General features: G+C 47.4%; 10 protein-coding genes. 5 read left to right on the top strand and 5 right to left on the bottom strand.

The annotated features are described in order from the left end of the window. Nucleotides 1-82: 82 nt before the first annotated feature. Together ppc and argE are read right to left on the bottom strand one after the other, a co-directional pair. Nucleotides 83-2,716, bottom strand: a complete 2,634-nt coding sequence (ppc, locus tag AACT42_RS20425) for a phosphoenolpyruvate carboxylase (RefSeq protein ID WP_026027423.1) — start codon at nt 2,714-2,716, stop codon at nt 83-85. Nucleotides 2,717-2,948: 232 nt separating this feature from the next. Beyond that, nucleotides 2,949-4,085 carry an acetylornithine deacetylase gene (gene argE / locus AACT42_RS20430; RefSeq protein WP_094132152.1) on the bottom strand — a complete coding sequence of 379 codons (1,137 nt, stop codon included), beginning with the start codon at nt 4,083-4,085 and terminating at the stop codon, nt 2,949-2,951. A 155-nt stretch (nt 4,086-4,240) separates the two neighbouring features. Between argE and argC the strand changes: the two genes are divergently transcribed. The 4 genes from argC (at nt 4,241) to argH (ending at nt 9,378) form a co-directional block, all read left to right on the top strand. Further along, nucleotides 4,241-5,242, top strand: coding sequence for an N-acetyl-gamma-glutamyl-phosphate reductase (argC, locus tag AACT42_RS20435; RefSeq protein WP_081245068.1), 1,002 nt, complete (start codon nt 4,241-4,243; stop codon nt 5,240-5,242). A gap of 23 nt (nt 5,243-5,265) precedes the next feature. After that, nucleotides 5,266-6,057: an acetylglutamate kinase gene (argB, locus tag AACT42_RS20440; RefSeq protein WP_017046764.1), complete on the top strand. Its 792-nt coding sequence runs from the start codon at nt 5,266-5,268 to the stop codon at nt 6,055-6,057. Nucleotides 6,058-6,150: 93 nt separating this feature from the next. Further along, the gene (locus AACT42_RS20445) at nt 6,151-7,374 is read left to right on the top strand and encodes an argininosuccinate synthase (protein WP_017043213.1); all 1,224 of its coding nucleotides are present in this window, start codon (nt 6,151-6,153) and stop codon (nt 7,372-7,374) included. Between the two features lie 129 nt (nt 7,375-7,503). After that, on the top strand, nt 7,504-9,378 hold the full coding sequence (gene argH / locus AACT42_RS20450) for an argininosuccinate lyase (protein WP_013855879.1): 1,875 nt from the start codon (nt 7,504-7,506) through the stop codon (nt 9,376-9,378). Between the two features lie 193 nt (nt 9,379-9,571). Here the strand turns inward: argH and AACT42_RS20455 are convergent, their stop codons facing one another. The 3 genes from AACT42_RS20455 to AACT42_RS20465 form a co-directional block, all read right to left on the bottom strand. Continuing rightward, nucleotides 9,572-9,826: a DUF3624 domain-containing protein gene (locus tag AACT42_RS20455; RefSeq protein ID WP_017046763.1), complete on the bottom strand. Its 255-nt coding sequence runs from the start codon at nt 9,824-9,826 to the stop codon at nt 9,572-9,574. Between the two features lie 129 nt (nt 9,827-9,955). Next, nucleotides 9,956-11,425 carry a dihydrolipoyl dehydrogenase gene (locus AACT42_RS20460; protein WP_094132158.1) on the bottom strand — a complete coding sequence of 490 codons (1,470 nt, stop codon included), beginning with the start codon at nt 11,423-11,425 and terminating at the stop codon, nt 9,956-9,958. Between the two features lie 113 nt (nt 11,426-11,538). Beyond that, entirely contained in the window at nt 11,539-12,267 is a 729-nt protein-coding gene (locus AACT42_RS20465; RefSeq protein ID WP_013855882.1) for a redoxin family protein, read from the bottom strand. 146 nt (nt 12,268-12,413) lie between these two features. Between AACT42_RS20465 and oxyR the strand changes: the two genes are divergently transcribed. Continuing rightward, nucleotides 12,414-13,304 carry a DNA-binding transcriptional regulator OxyR gene (gene oxyR / locus AACT42_RS20470; RefSeq protein WP_026027425.1) on the top strand — a complete coding sequence of 297 codons (891 nt, stop codon included), beginning with the start codon at nt 12,414-12,416 and terminating at the stop codon, nt 13,302-13,304. The last annotated feature ends 33 nt before the right edge of the window (nt 13,305-13,337 follow it).

The raw sequence follows: 13,337 nt of genomic DNA on the forward strand, positions 1-13,337 counted from the left end.
TGCTCAATAATTTTTGTGATTTAAAATAAAAAGCCGCACAGAGGCGGCCTTTTAGCTAGTTTGTGAAATAAAATGCTGTTACTTAGCCTGTGTTACGCATTCCTGCTGCAATACCCGCGATAGTCACCATTAAGGCTTCTTCTAACTCTGCTGGTGCGGTTTCGGTTTTGCGAGTGCGGTACAACAGCTCTGCTTGCAGCATATTTAATGGCTCAACATAGATATTGCGCAAACGGATTGACTCTTGACCCCAAGGATCGCTTTGCATCAAGTTCTCATTGTTTTCTACATTTAACACCGCTTTGATGTCTTTCTGTAATTGAGAGCGCAAACGCTCACCGAGTGGGCGTAACGATTCATCGACTAGGCGTTCATCGTAATAGCGTGAGATTTCAATGTTGCACTTGGAGTAAACCATCTCTAGCATGCCCAAACGCGTTGAGAAAAATGGCCATTCACGGCACATCTCTTCCAGCAGTGCTTGGTGTCCTTTATCGATAGAAAACTGAATTGCTTCTCCCGCACCTAGCCAGGCTGGTAGCACGAGGCGGTTTTGGCTCCAAGAGAAGATCCACGGGATTGCACGTAAGCTTTCGACCCCACCATTAGGATTGCGTTTAGCCGGACGTGAACCGAGCGGCAATTTACCCAGCTCTAGCTCTGGCGTTGCTTGGCGGAAGTACGGGACAAAGTCCGGCTCGCCGCGAACAATATGGCGATACGCTTCGCAAGAGACCTCAGACAATACCTCCATTAAGTCGCGCCAATCTTGTTTTGGCTCTGGTGGTGGCAGCAGGTTCGCTTCTAAAATGGCGCTGGCGTACATCGTAAAACTATTGACGGCTACTTCTGGTAGACCAAGTTTAAAACGGATCATTTCGCCTTGCTCCGTCACACGCAAGCCACCTTTTAAGCTTTTGGGTGGTTGTGAAAGCAGTGCCGCATGTGCTGGAGCGCCCCCGCGACCAATGGTGCCGCCACGTCCATGGAATAGTGTAAGTTCAATTCCAGCCTCTTCACTGACATTAACCAAAGCTTCCATCGCGCTGTATTGCGCCCAACCGGCGGACATTACACCTGCATCTTTAGCGGAATCAGAGTAACCAATCATCACCATCTGGTGGTTTTGAATAAAGCCACGATAGAGATCAATGCCCATTAGTTGGCGGATCACCGTTTCTGCGTTGTTTAAATCATCCAAAGTTTCGAACAGTGGACAAACGTCCATGCGGTAAGGGCAACCACACTCTTGCAACAATAGATGTACGGCAAGTACATCTGATGCGGTACGAGCCATCGAAATCACATAAGCACCAAAGGCTTCGCGAGGCTGAGAAGCAACGATTTTACAGGTGTCGATCACCTCTTGTACCGCTTCTGAAGGCTGCCAGTCACGAGGTAACAAAGGACGTTTTGAGCTCAACTCATTGGTGAGAAACGCAATTTTGTCTTGCTCGCTCCACTGGTCATAATCACCAATGCCTAAATAACGGGTGAGCTCGGAGATCACATCAGAGTGACGAGTGCTCTCTTGGCGAATATCCAAACGTACAAGATGCACACCAAACGCTTTAATCCGGCGCAGAGTATCAAGCAGCGAGCCATCGGCAATGACGCCCATGCCGCATTGATGTAAAGATTGGTAGCAGGCATAAAGCGGTTCCCACAACTGTGCGATATTTTGCAGTGGTGCTTTGCGTGCCAGTTGTTGGCCATTGATCTTGGCATCCAACACTTCCAGTGTTTCGCTGAGTAGTTCACGCAGGCGTTTGAGAATAGCGCGATAAGGTTCGTGTTCATCTATGCCAGCCAAATCGCGTAGCGCGTCACTGCATTTGGTCATCGACAATTCGCTGACCAGCTCATTGATATCACCTAGGTAGAGATCGGCCGCTTTCCAGCGAGAAAGCAGCATTACTTCACGGGTGATTTTATGAGTCACAAAGGGGTTACCATCACGGTCGCCGCCCATCCACGAAGAGAAATGCACAGGGCGTGCATCAATTGGTAGTCCTTCACCTAAGTAGTTGGTGAGGTGCTCATCAAATTCACGAAGAAAATCAGGCACGGCTTGCCATAGAGAATTTTCTACCACCGCAAAGCCCCATTTTGCTTCATCCAGTGGCGTAGGGCGCTGCTTACGAATCACATCTGAATGCCAGCTTTGCGCGATCAACTGTTCTAAACGGCGTTCGGTTTTTTGGCGCTCTTTAAATGAAAGGTCACTGAGTTCAAGCTTGGAGAGACACTCGTTAATTTTCACCAGCTTGTTGATCATCGTGCGGCGTGTAATTTCGGTTGGGTGAGCCGTTAGCACTAACTCGATATTGAGATCGCGTACCGCTTGAGCAGCATCCAATTTACTGATTTTATTTTGATTCAGTTTAGTAAACAGTAAATTAATCGCATCAGGCTCACACACATGTTCTTCACAGTGACGTGAAATGGTGTGGTACTGCTCGGCCATGTTGGTTAAGTTAAGAAATTGGTTGAATGCCCGCGCTACTGGGGTGAGCTGTTCGTTGGGAAGGTTTTTGATCTCTTCAACCAAGCTGTCTCGGTCGGCTTGATTGCCATTACGGGCTGATTTTGAAAGTTTTCGGATGGTTTCCACTTTCTCTAAGATAACGTCACCATGGGCGTCCTGAATGGTGTTGCCCAGCAAACGGCCAAGCATGCTCACGTTACTTTTGAGCGCAGCGTATTTTTCGTTCATTGTCATCCTGCCTTGTAAAAAAATTACATCCATTGTTCCTTGCTAAGTACACAATCTAGCGAAAAGATCCCTGTAGAGTCAAATAAAGCCGACTATTTTTACGATTATTGCTGAATGTTATTGAACGTGATCATTTGGTGAATAATTGGCGTAAATTACTGAAATTTTATTACAAAAATGCCCGACCGTAGAAAAGCTGTCAGGCATTTATCGCTTGAGTAAGCTTGGTAGGCTAGAAGCAGTATTTATACATTGCTTTGGACAAAATTGAGATGGTTGGATCAATAAATTCAAACGCTAGGAATTCATCCGGTTGATGCGCTTGATCGATCGAACCCGGGCCGAGTACCAGTGTTGGGCATAATTGTTGTAAGAACGGTGCTTCAGTACAGTAATTCACGGTTTGTGAAGCGGTATTGCAAATCTCTTCAATGTTGCCAATAAAGGGGTGATCATGCTGACATTCATAACCCGGAATCGCATCATGTAGCGCGGTAATCTCAATGCGGCCGGGCCATTTTGCACTGACTTCATTCAGTGCATTGCGCAGCAAGTTATCGAGCCCATATAGACTCATGCCGGGCAGCGGGCGCACATCGTAATGCAATTCGCAGCAGCCACAAATGCGGTTTGGACTATCACCACCGTGGATATGACCGAGGTTCAACGTGGGGTGAGGAATCGCAAAGCCTGGGTGATGGTACTCTTTGATCAATTTGTCGCGCAGTTGCATTAACGCGAACAGCACTTCATGCATGATTTCGATGGCATTTACGCCCAGAGCTGGATCAGACGAGTGGCCCGATTTTCCTGTCACTCGAATAGCGTTGGCTACGTGGCCTTTATGGCCGCGGATGGGTACAAGGCTAGTCGGCTCACCAATAATGCAGTAATCCGGTTGAAATGGCGCATGTTCAGTGAAATGACGCGCGCCGAGCATGGTGGTTTCCTCATCACAGGTAGCCAACACATACAGCGGTTTACTCTGTTTACTCCAATCGACTTTTTTCACCGCTTCGTAGATAAAAGCAAAAAAGCCTTTCATGTCTGCCGTGCCTAAGCCATAGAAACGATCATTGGCTTGCGTTAACGCGTGTGGTTCAAAATTCCAACGTCCTTCGTCAAATGGAACGGTATCACTGTGCCCCGCGAGCAGTAGGCCACCTTCGCCGCACCCTTTCTTCGCCACTAAATTGTATTTTCCCGGCGCGACTTCAATGGTGTCGACTACAAACCCTAAGCTGGAAAACCAGCTTGCCAATTTATCAATCACACTCTGGTTACCTTCGTCCCAACGAGCATCTGTGGAGCTGATGGAAGAGGTCGAAATCAGACCTTGGTAAACCTCAAGAAAACTGGGTAATTGCATATTATCTTTGCTCCTAGTATTGACAGAGTAATTGCGAGAAGGTAAAACACATATTAAATCACTTTGTGTGAATAAAAAACCGAGTTAAGTGTATTTTTTGAAATTTATAGTCATTTTTAGATTGTATTTTTTACCTTGAAATTGGATGTCACGAGATGTTGAAAACCACAATTATCGGAGCTAGCGGTTATACCGGCGCTGAGTTGGCGTATATGGTGCAAAAACACCCACAACTCACGCTATCAGGTTTATACGTTTCCGCCAATAGCCTAGATGCTGGAAAACCAATGGCTGAGCTGCATGGCAAACTCTCCGGTATTGTCGACATGCAGGTACAACCATTAGTGGATCCGGTGAGCGTTGCAAGCCAATGTGATGTGGTGTTTTTAGCTACGGCTCATGAGGTGAGCCATGATCTTGCGCCTATTTTTCTTGCGCAAAATTGTCAAGTTTTCGACCTTTCTGGTGCTTTTCGCGTCAAAGGTGATGATTTTTACCAAAATTACTATGGTTTTAAACATCAACACCCTAAATGGTTAGAAAACGCGGTTTATGGACTGGCGGAATGGAATTATGAGGCAATTAAGCAGAGCCAATTGATCGCCGTTGCAGGTTGCTATCCAACCGCATCGCAACTTGCGATAAAGCCTTTGGTTGAAGCGGGTTTGTTAGATACAACTCAATGGCCGGTGATTAATGCCACCAGCGGTGTCACCGGCGCGGGCAGAAAAGCGACATTAACCAACAGTTTTTGTGAAGTGAGCTTACAGCCATACGGCGTGTTTACTCATCGCCACCAACCTGAAATCGTCGCCCATTTAGGATGTGATGTGATTTTTACGCCTCACTTAGGGAATTTCAAACGCGGTATTTTGGCCACCGTGACGATGAAGCTTGCATCAGGTATTTCAGAGCAACAAGTCAGCCATGCTTTTGAGAAGGCGTACGCTAACAAACCAGCGGTTCGGCTCAAATCAACCTTGCCGAGCATCAAAGATGTTGAATTTACACCATTTTGCGACCTCGGTTGGCGAGTGCAAGGTGAGCATATTATCGTCGTGTCCGCGATCGATAATTTATTAAAGGGGGCATCGAGCCAAGCGATGCAGTGTTTAAATATTCATTACGGTTTTTCTGAGCTAACGGCTTTGGTGTAACGCACCAAGCGTAAGGGTTAAATATGACAGATACAAAGCAAAATCCATTAGTGATTAAGTTAGGCGGCGCGGCGCTGTCTTGTTCTGAAACGCTAAGCAAACTGTTTGGCGCAATCGCACTGTATCAAGCCCAAGCTCAGCGACGAATTGTCATCGTGCACGGGGGCGGTTATCTCGTCGATGACCTGATGGCGAAATTACAACTAAAAACCGTGAAGAAAGAAGGTTTGCGTGTCACGCCTTATGACCAAATTCCGCTGATTGCAGGCGCGCTGGCTGGAACAGCCAACAAAATGCTGCAAGGGCAAGCGATTAAAGATGGCTTAAATGCGGTTGGTTTATCGCTCGCTGATGGCGGGTTATGCAAAGTCGAAGAGTTGGATCCAGAACTCGGCGCAGTGGGCAAGGCTTCTCCTGGTGATTCACAAATCGTGCAAGCGATTTTAGCCGCTGGTGGTTTGCCTATTATCAGCTCGATTGGCCTGACCGCTGATGGCCAAATGATGAATGTCAACGCCGATCAAGCAGCCGTTGCAGTGGCTGGCGCATTGGACGCAGAGCTCGTTCTGCTTTCCGATGTGAGCGGTGTGCTGGATGGCAAAGGCCATTTGTTGTCGAGCCTCAATGAGCAGCAGGCCAGTGCGCTGATTAAAGGCAAAGTGATCACGGATGGCATGATTGTCAAAGTGAAAGCGGCGCTGGAAGCGGCAAATGATTTAGGTCGCCCGATTGAAGTGGCGACATGGCGTTACCCAGATAAGCTCAGCAAATTGTTTGCGGGCGAAAGTATCGGGACCCAATTTTTACCTCAATAAACGCATTTAATCAGTTGTTGATAACAGCTGTAAGTAATTAATCACCCAGAGCACTGACCGCCAAGCGCAGCGCCGGGAAATGGAGAAAGTAAGATGAGCAAGGTTCAAGTCAATAAAGTCGTTGTCGCATATTCTGGCGGTCTAGATACATCGGTGATCATTCCGTGGTTAAAAGAAAACTACGATTGTGAAGTGGTTGCCTTTGTTGCCGATGTCGGCCAAGGTGAAGAAGAATTGGTCGGCATTGAAGAGAAAGCGAAAGCGTCTGGCGCGTCAGAGTGTTATGTGGTCGATCTTAAAGAAGAGATGGTCGCTGAATACATCTACCCAACACTAAAAACAGGCGCTTATTACGAAGGTAAATACCTACTTGGGACGTCAATGGCTCGCCCAATCATTGCCAAAGCGCAAGTTGAAGTAGCGCGTAAAGTGGGTGCCGATGCGCTGTGTCACGGCTGTACGGGGAAAGGTAATGACCAAGTGCGTTTTGAAGGTGCGTTTGCAGCCCTAGCGCCTGATTTACATGTGATTGCCCCTTGGCGTGAGTGGGACATCGTGAGTCGTGAAGAGTGTCTTGATTTCCTTGCTGAGCGTAACATTCCTTGCGCCGCTTCATTGACGAAAATTTACTCGCGTGATGCGAACGCGTGGCACATTTCGACCGAAGGTGGCGTGCTTGAGAGTACTTGGAACGCCCCTAATGAGGATTGCTGGGTATGGACAGTAGATCCAGAGCAAGCGCCAAATGAACCAGAGTTTGTCACACTGCAGGTCGCGAAAGGCGAAGTCGTTGGCGTCGATGGTGAACTGATGACGCCTTACAACGCACTCGTTTACCTTAATGAGAAAGGCTCTAAACACGGAGTTGGTCGTATCGACATCGTCGAAAACCGTTTGGTTGGTATGAAGTCTCGTGGTTGTTATGAAACCCCGGGAGGCACCATCATGATGGAAGCGTTGCGTGCTGTTGAGCAGTTAGTGCTCGATAAAGCCTCATTCGAATTTCGTGAAGAACTGGGTGTCAAAGCGTCGCATCTTGTATACGATGGCCGTTGGTTCACTCCGCTGCGTAAATCCATCATGGCCGCAGCCGATGAGCTGGCACAGGATGTTAATGGTGAAGTGGTTGTGAAGCTTTACAAAGGGCAAGCGACAGTGACGCAAAAACGTTCGGAAAACAGCTTGTACTCGGAAGAGTTTGCGACCTTTGGTGAAGATGTTGTGTATGACCAAAGCCACGCGGGCGGCTTCATTCGTCTCTATTCGTTGGCAAGCCGGATCAGAGCGTTGAACGAAGCGAAGAAGAATAAAGCCTAGGTTAACCCCCAAGGTAGAGACACAAAAATAACAATAAAAGATCGCTCTAGTAGCGATCTTTATTATAAAAATGATTGAGCAATTTGATGTGGTCACGCTCAGTCGCGACCTAAGAGCAGGAGATACGCAATGGCATTATGGGGCGGTAGATTTACCCAAGCAGCAGACACGAGGTTCAAAGAGTTCAACGATTCACTTCGCTTTGATTACCGATTGGCTGAACAAGACATTGTGGGCTCTATAGCATGGTCAAAGGCGTTGGTGTCAGTGAATGTTTTGGGCGAAGAGGAGCAGCAAAAACTAGAACTTGCGCTCAACGAACTCAAACTGGAAGTGATGGAAGATCCTGAGCAGATCTTACGCTCTGATGCAGAAGATATTCACTCTTGGGTTGAGCAGCAGTTGATCAGCAAAGTGGGTGATTTAGGCAAAAAGCTGCACACTGGGCGCTCTCGTAATGACCAAGTCGCGACCGATTTAAAATTGTGGTGCCGCCAGCAAGGTCAGCAATTACTGTTGGGGTTAGATCGCCTGCAAACGAAATTAGTGTCGGTTGCTCAGCAGCACCAAGCGACGGTTTTGCCCGGTTATACCCACCTGCAACGTGCGCAACCAGTGACCTTTGCGCATTGGTGTTTGGCCTATGTTGAAATGTTTGAGCGTGATTACTCTCGTTTAAATGATGCGATTAAGCGCCTTGATACTTGTCCACTTGGCTCCGGCGCGCTGGCAGGTACGGCCTATCCGATTGATCGTGAACAGCTTGCTCATCATTTAGGGTTTCGCCGTGCCACGCGTAACTCGCTCGATTCAGTATCTGACCGAGATCACGTGATGGAATTGATGTCGGTGGCGTCGATCTCGATGCTGCATTTATCGCGCTTGGCGGAAGATATGATCTTCTACAACTCGGGTGAGTCTGGTTTTATCGAACTGGCTGACACCGTGACTTCGGGTTCATCCTTGATGCCGCAAAAGAAAAACCCTGATGCATTAGAGCTGATCCGTGGCAAAACTGGCCGTGTTTATGGCTCGCTTGCGGGCATGATGATGACGGTCAAAGCCTTACCATTGGCTTATAACAAAGATATGCAAGAAGACAAAGAAGGGCTGTTTGACGCGCTGGATACTTGGAACGACTGCATGGAAATGGCTGCGCTTTGCTTTGATGGCATCAAAATTAAAACCGAACGGACTTTAGAAGCGGCCAAACAAGGCTATGCCAATGCTACCGAATTAGCTGATTATTTAGTCGCCAAAGGGATCCCTTTCCGTGAAGCGCACCACATTGTGGGCGTAGCGGTGGTTGGCGCGATTGCGAAAGGGTGTGCGCTTGAAGAACTGACCCTTGCCGAGCTTAAAGAGTTTTCGTCGGTCATTGAAGATGATGTTTATGCGATCCTCACCATTGAATCTTGCTTAGAAAAACGCAGCGCTTTAGGTGGCGTTTCGCCAAAACAAGTGGCCTATGCGGTTGATCAAGCCAAAGCGCGTTTAGACAAACGTGACACCACGGCGGTGAAAGTTCGTCCTGCCCGTTTGACGGATATTGAAACGCTAGAAAGTATGGTCACTTATTGGGCGAATATGGGAGAAAATCTGCCTCGTTCACGCAATGAGTTGGTGCGCGATATTGGTTCATTTGCCGTGGCGGAACACCATGGTGAAGTGACGGGATGTGCCTCGTTATATGTCTATGACTCTGGGTTGGCTGAAATTCGTTCGCTTGGTGTAGAAGCAGGTTGGCAAGGTCAAGGACAAGGAAAAGCGATCGTCTCGTATTTGGTGAATAAAGCGCGGCAAATGGCGATTAAGAAAGTGTTTGTTCTGACTCGAACGCCAGAGTTTTTCATGAAGCATGATTTTATTCCAACCTCAAAAAGCTTACTGCCAGAGAAAGTGCTTAAAGATTGTGAACAATGCCCACGGCAGCACGCTTGTGATGAAGTGGCGCTTGAGATCAATTTGGTTGAGCAGATCATCAAGCGAGTCAACGTCGCTTAATGCGTTGATTACCAACGCGATCATTGCCGTTAATGAGGCCTTGGAAAAAGATCTCAAAAAGATCGAATGATCACGGAACAATTTAAGAAAAGCGTGGTCTATAACTGTACCACTGCTTTTTCTTAGAAGAATCTAAGAAGGCCCCAAACCTACTATTGGTTCTGGGGCTTTTTCTTTTGTGCTCTTTAGCTTTTTATTTGTCGCGCCCTTGCCGCTTACGCCAAGGGAGTACCACAAACTTCATCCACAGATGTAAAAACAGCAAACCGTTAAAGGCAAAGCCCGCTATTAGCAAGCTGATCGATTCAATGGTTTTAGGGTTCTCCCTGTATAACCACCACCACACAAGCCAGCACCCAACTGACAAAACAGTGAGCTGATCCATACAACGTTGGCAGCGGCCGATTTTTTTCCAAAACCACGAAGATTGGCAGTTATTGCAAGGCATAAGCGCGTTCATTAAAGAGAAAATAACGGCAGTATAACGTGCGCGAAGGTGTGAGTCTAAGGCGTGGCTGAAACTAAAGCGTATAAAAAACGGCCGCACAAGGGCGACCGCATGAATGGATGTTGAAAATTAACAGCCCGGACCGCAGTCCATGCAATGCTTGATCATCTCAGGGCCTAAATGCAGTTTAGCGTTTAGATCACGCAGCGCGGTGCGCACGCCTTCTTCAATTACGGGGTGATAAAAAGGCATATCCAACATCTGTGAAATCGTCATCTGATTTTGATGTGCCCACGCCAGCAAATGAGCCAAGTGCTCCGCATTCGGCCCCATCATTTCAGCGCCTAAAAATCGCCCTGTTCCTTGTTCGCCATACACATGCAATAACCCTTTATTGCGCAGCATGACGCGTGAACGGCCTTGATTTTCAAACGACACAGTACCGATAGCAAAACAGCCACAATTTCCCAAACGAGTGGTTAGCTGTTTGTAGGATTCACCGACCATCGCAATTTGTGGGTCTGAAAAAACCGCTGAGATAGAGGAACGACGAAGCCCGGCGCGAATATCTGGGTAGCGGCCAGCGTTATCCCCTGCAATACGACCTTGATCGGCTGCTTCATGAAGCAGTGGCAGTTGATTACTGGCATCACCAGCAATGAAAATACTGTCTACAGAGGTTTGCAGCGTATAGTGATCGGCCGTTGGTACGCCGCGCGCATCAAGGGCTACATCGGTATTTTCAATTGCCAATTTGTCTACGTTCGGGCGACGACCGGTTGCCGCCAACACATAGTCAACGACAAATGTTTCGAGCTGCCCTTCACGGTTGATGAATTGGATTTCAACTTTGTCGTTTTGGTCTGTTGGAGAAGCAATGCGTTTCATGCTTTCCACTTTAACGTCAGCGTCTAAATAGAATTCTTCCTTAAACGTTTTATCGGCGTAAGCCATCACATCAGGGTCGGTTAATGGGCCAACTTGTCCACCAATGCCGAACAGCTTCACTTTTACCCCTAAGCGATGTAAGGCTTGACCTAGTTCTAAGCCAATCACCCCTGGGCCAAATACGGCAACAGATTCCGGTAAGTCGTCCCACTCAAATAGGTCATCATTAATGATTAAGCGATCGCCAAGTTCATGCCATACCGCGGGGTAGGCTGGGCGAGAACCGGTAGCAATCACGATCCGCTTGGCGCTGATTCGTGTATGGTTGTCGACCTGTAGGGTGTGGTTGTCGATAAATTGGGCGTAGCCTGAGATTTTGTCTTCAGCGGGGATCTCCTCAACGCCTTCAAGCACAAATCCGACAAAGCGGTCACGTTCACGTTTTACCCGCGCCATCACTTCACGTCCATTAATGACAATTTCACCTTGAGGATGAACACCAAAAGCAGGAGCTTTGTGGATGTGATGGACGCTTTCAGCGGCCGCAATCAGTAACTTAGATGGCATGCAGCCGACGCGAGCGCATGTGGTTCCGTATGGGCCACCTTCGATCATGACGACACTAGTCGTATGTGCTTTTGCTGCACGATAAGCGCCGAGTCCAGCGGTCCCACCACCAATAATGGCTACATCAACGTTTAACTGTTTCATCATCGCTTTCTCTAAATTTGGAATGTGGATAGTCGATGGCAACATTTAATAATGCTGTCATTGAGTCTAAATGAGGAGGATGCCCTAGGAAGATTTCCCTAGGGCAGGCGTGATTAGCCCAGGTAAGCTTCTAGCTCTTCGCTGCCGCCGATGTGTTTACCACCAACGAAAACTTGCGGAACGGTGGTACGGCCTGTGATAGCTCGTAAGCTCACTGTGGTTGCATCTTTACCCAATACCACTTCTTCATATTGAAGACCGTGGTCAATCAAGAGTTGTTTTGCTTTAGTGCAGAATGGGCAACCTGGTTTAGTAAATACGGTAACCGATTCTTGTGTTTTATAGTTAGGTGCAATGTATTTCAGCATGGTGTCAGCATCTGATACTTTGAACGGGTCACCCGGTTCATCAGCTTCGATAAACATTTTTTCGATGATGCCATCTTTGACTAACATGCTGTAACGCCATGAACGTTTGCCAAAACCGATTTGGCTTTTATCAACTAACATACCCATGCCGTCAGTAAATTCGCCATTGCCATCAGGAATGAAAGTAATATTCTCTGCTTCTTGGTCTGCTTTCCAAGCATTCATCACAAAGGTATCGTTCACCGAAACACATAGGATGTCATCAACGCCATGCTCTTTAAACACCGGGTACAGTTCGTTGTAACGCGGCAAGTGGCTTGATGAACAGGTTGGGGTGAAGGCACCTGGCAAGCTAAATACGATAACGGTTTTACCTTTGAATAATTGATCTGTTGTGAGATTAACCCAAGCATCACCTTGACGAGTAGGGAAAGTGACTTGTGGTACCGCTTGGCCTTCTTTAGATACTAACATTCTATTTTCCTTGTGATTTTCTAAGTTAGGTTATGATTTTAAGAGCCGCTGCTCTCATTTGTTGAAGCCATTATGGAAGAAAACCTTTGATAGCTCCAATCGTTTGATGCTATGGTTTTGATAGGTGGATTCTATTGAGATTGAAGATGAACATTCGTGATTTTGAGTACTTAGTATCATTAGCTGAACATAAACATTTTCGTAAAGCAGCAGAAGCTTGTTTTGTGAGCCAGCCAACACTCAGTGGCCAGATCCGCAAACTGGAAGATGAGCTGGGAACAGTATTATTAGAGCGCAGCAGTCGCCGAGTATTGTTCACCGATTCGGGCCTGCAATTGGTCGATCAGGCCAAACGTATTTTAAGTGAAATCAAAACCTTTAGAGATATGGCCAGCGGCCAAGGCGGCTCGATGAGTGGTCCTATCCATATTGGATTCATTCCCACTTTAGGCCCCTACCTTTTGCCGCGCATTGTGCCTTTTTTAAAAGAGCAATTTCCTGAACTGGAGCTCTATTTACACGAAGCGCAAACCCAACAGCTTGTGCGCCAGTTAGAAGATGGAAAACTCGATTGTTTAGTGCTGGCCTCCGTTGCGGAAACAGCTCACTTTAAAGAGATTGATCTGTATGACGAAGCATTGAGTATTGCCGTGCCTAGTGGGCATGAATGGGCTGCAAAAAGTGAAGTAAGTATGTTGGATTTGAAAGGGCGAACGGTATTGGCTTTAGGTGACGGTCATTGCTTACGCGATCAAGCCTTAGGCTTCTGTTTTGCGGCAGGCGCAAAAGATGACGAACGTTTTAAAGCGACCAGCTTAGAGACGCTGCGTAATATGGTCGCAGCGGGTGGGGGAATTACCCTGTTACCTGAACTCTCTTTACCAGATGTTAAAGAGAAGGATGGCGTTTGTTACCTTAAAGCGGTCAACCCGCAGCCTTCACGCCGCTTAGTATTAGCTTATCGGCCGGGATCGCCGCTGAGGCAGCGTTTTGAGCAGTTGGCTCACGCAATCAAAACAAAGCTAAATGAGAAATAAAAAAAGAGGCTAAATTTAGCCTCTTTTTACTGA

This window comes from Vibrio sp. V15_P4S5T153 (assembly GCF_963874485.1).
Classification (GTDB): Bacteria; Pseudomonadota; Gammaproteobacteria; order Enterobacterales; family Vibrionaceae; genus Vibrio; species Vibrio anguillarum.

What these genes read in the sequence shown, in the direction of transcription:
- ppc (WP_026027423.1), bottom strand. Translation starts at nt 2,716, where the DNA reads ATGAACGAAAAATACGCTGCGCTCAAAAGTAACGTGAGCATGCTTGGC.
- argE (WP_094132152.1), bottom strand. Translation starts at nt 4,085, where the DNA reads ATGCAATTACCCAGTTTTCTTGAGGTTTACCAAGGTCTGATTTCGACC.
- argC (WP_081245068.1), top strand. Translation starts at nt 4,241, where the DNA reads ATGTTGAAAACCACAATTATCGGAGCTAGCGGTTATACCGGCGCTGAG.
- argB (WP_017046764.1), top strand. Translation starts at nt 5,266, where the DNA reads ATGACAGATACAAAGCAAAATCCATTAGTGATTAAGTTAGGCGGCGCG.
- AACT42_RS20445 (WP_017043213.1), top strand. Translation starts at nt 6,151, where the DNA reads ATGAGCAAGGTTCAAGTCAATAAAGTCGTTGTCGCATATTCTGGCGGT.
- argH (WP_013855879.1), top strand. Translation starts at nt 7,504, where the DNA reads ATGGCATTATGGGGCGGTAGATTTACCCAAGCAGCAGACACGAGGTTC.
- AACT42_RS20455 (WP_017046763.1), bottom strand. Translation starts at nt 9,826, where the DNA reads ATGCCTTGCAATAACTGCCAATCTTCGTGGTTTTGGAAAAAAATCGGC.
- AACT42_RS20460 (WP_094132158.1), bottom strand. Translation starts at nt 11,425, where the DNA reads ATGAAACAGTTAAACGTTGATGTAGCCATTATTGGTGGTGGGACCGCT.
- AACT42_RS20465 (WP_013855882.1), bottom strand. Translation starts at nt 12,267, where the DNA reads ATGTTAGTATCTAAAGAAGGCCAAGCGGTACCACAAGTCACTTTCCCT.
- oxyR (WP_026027425.1), top strand. Translation starts at nt 12,414, where the DNA reads ATGAACATTCGTGATTTTGAGTACTTAGTATCATTAGCTGAACATAAA.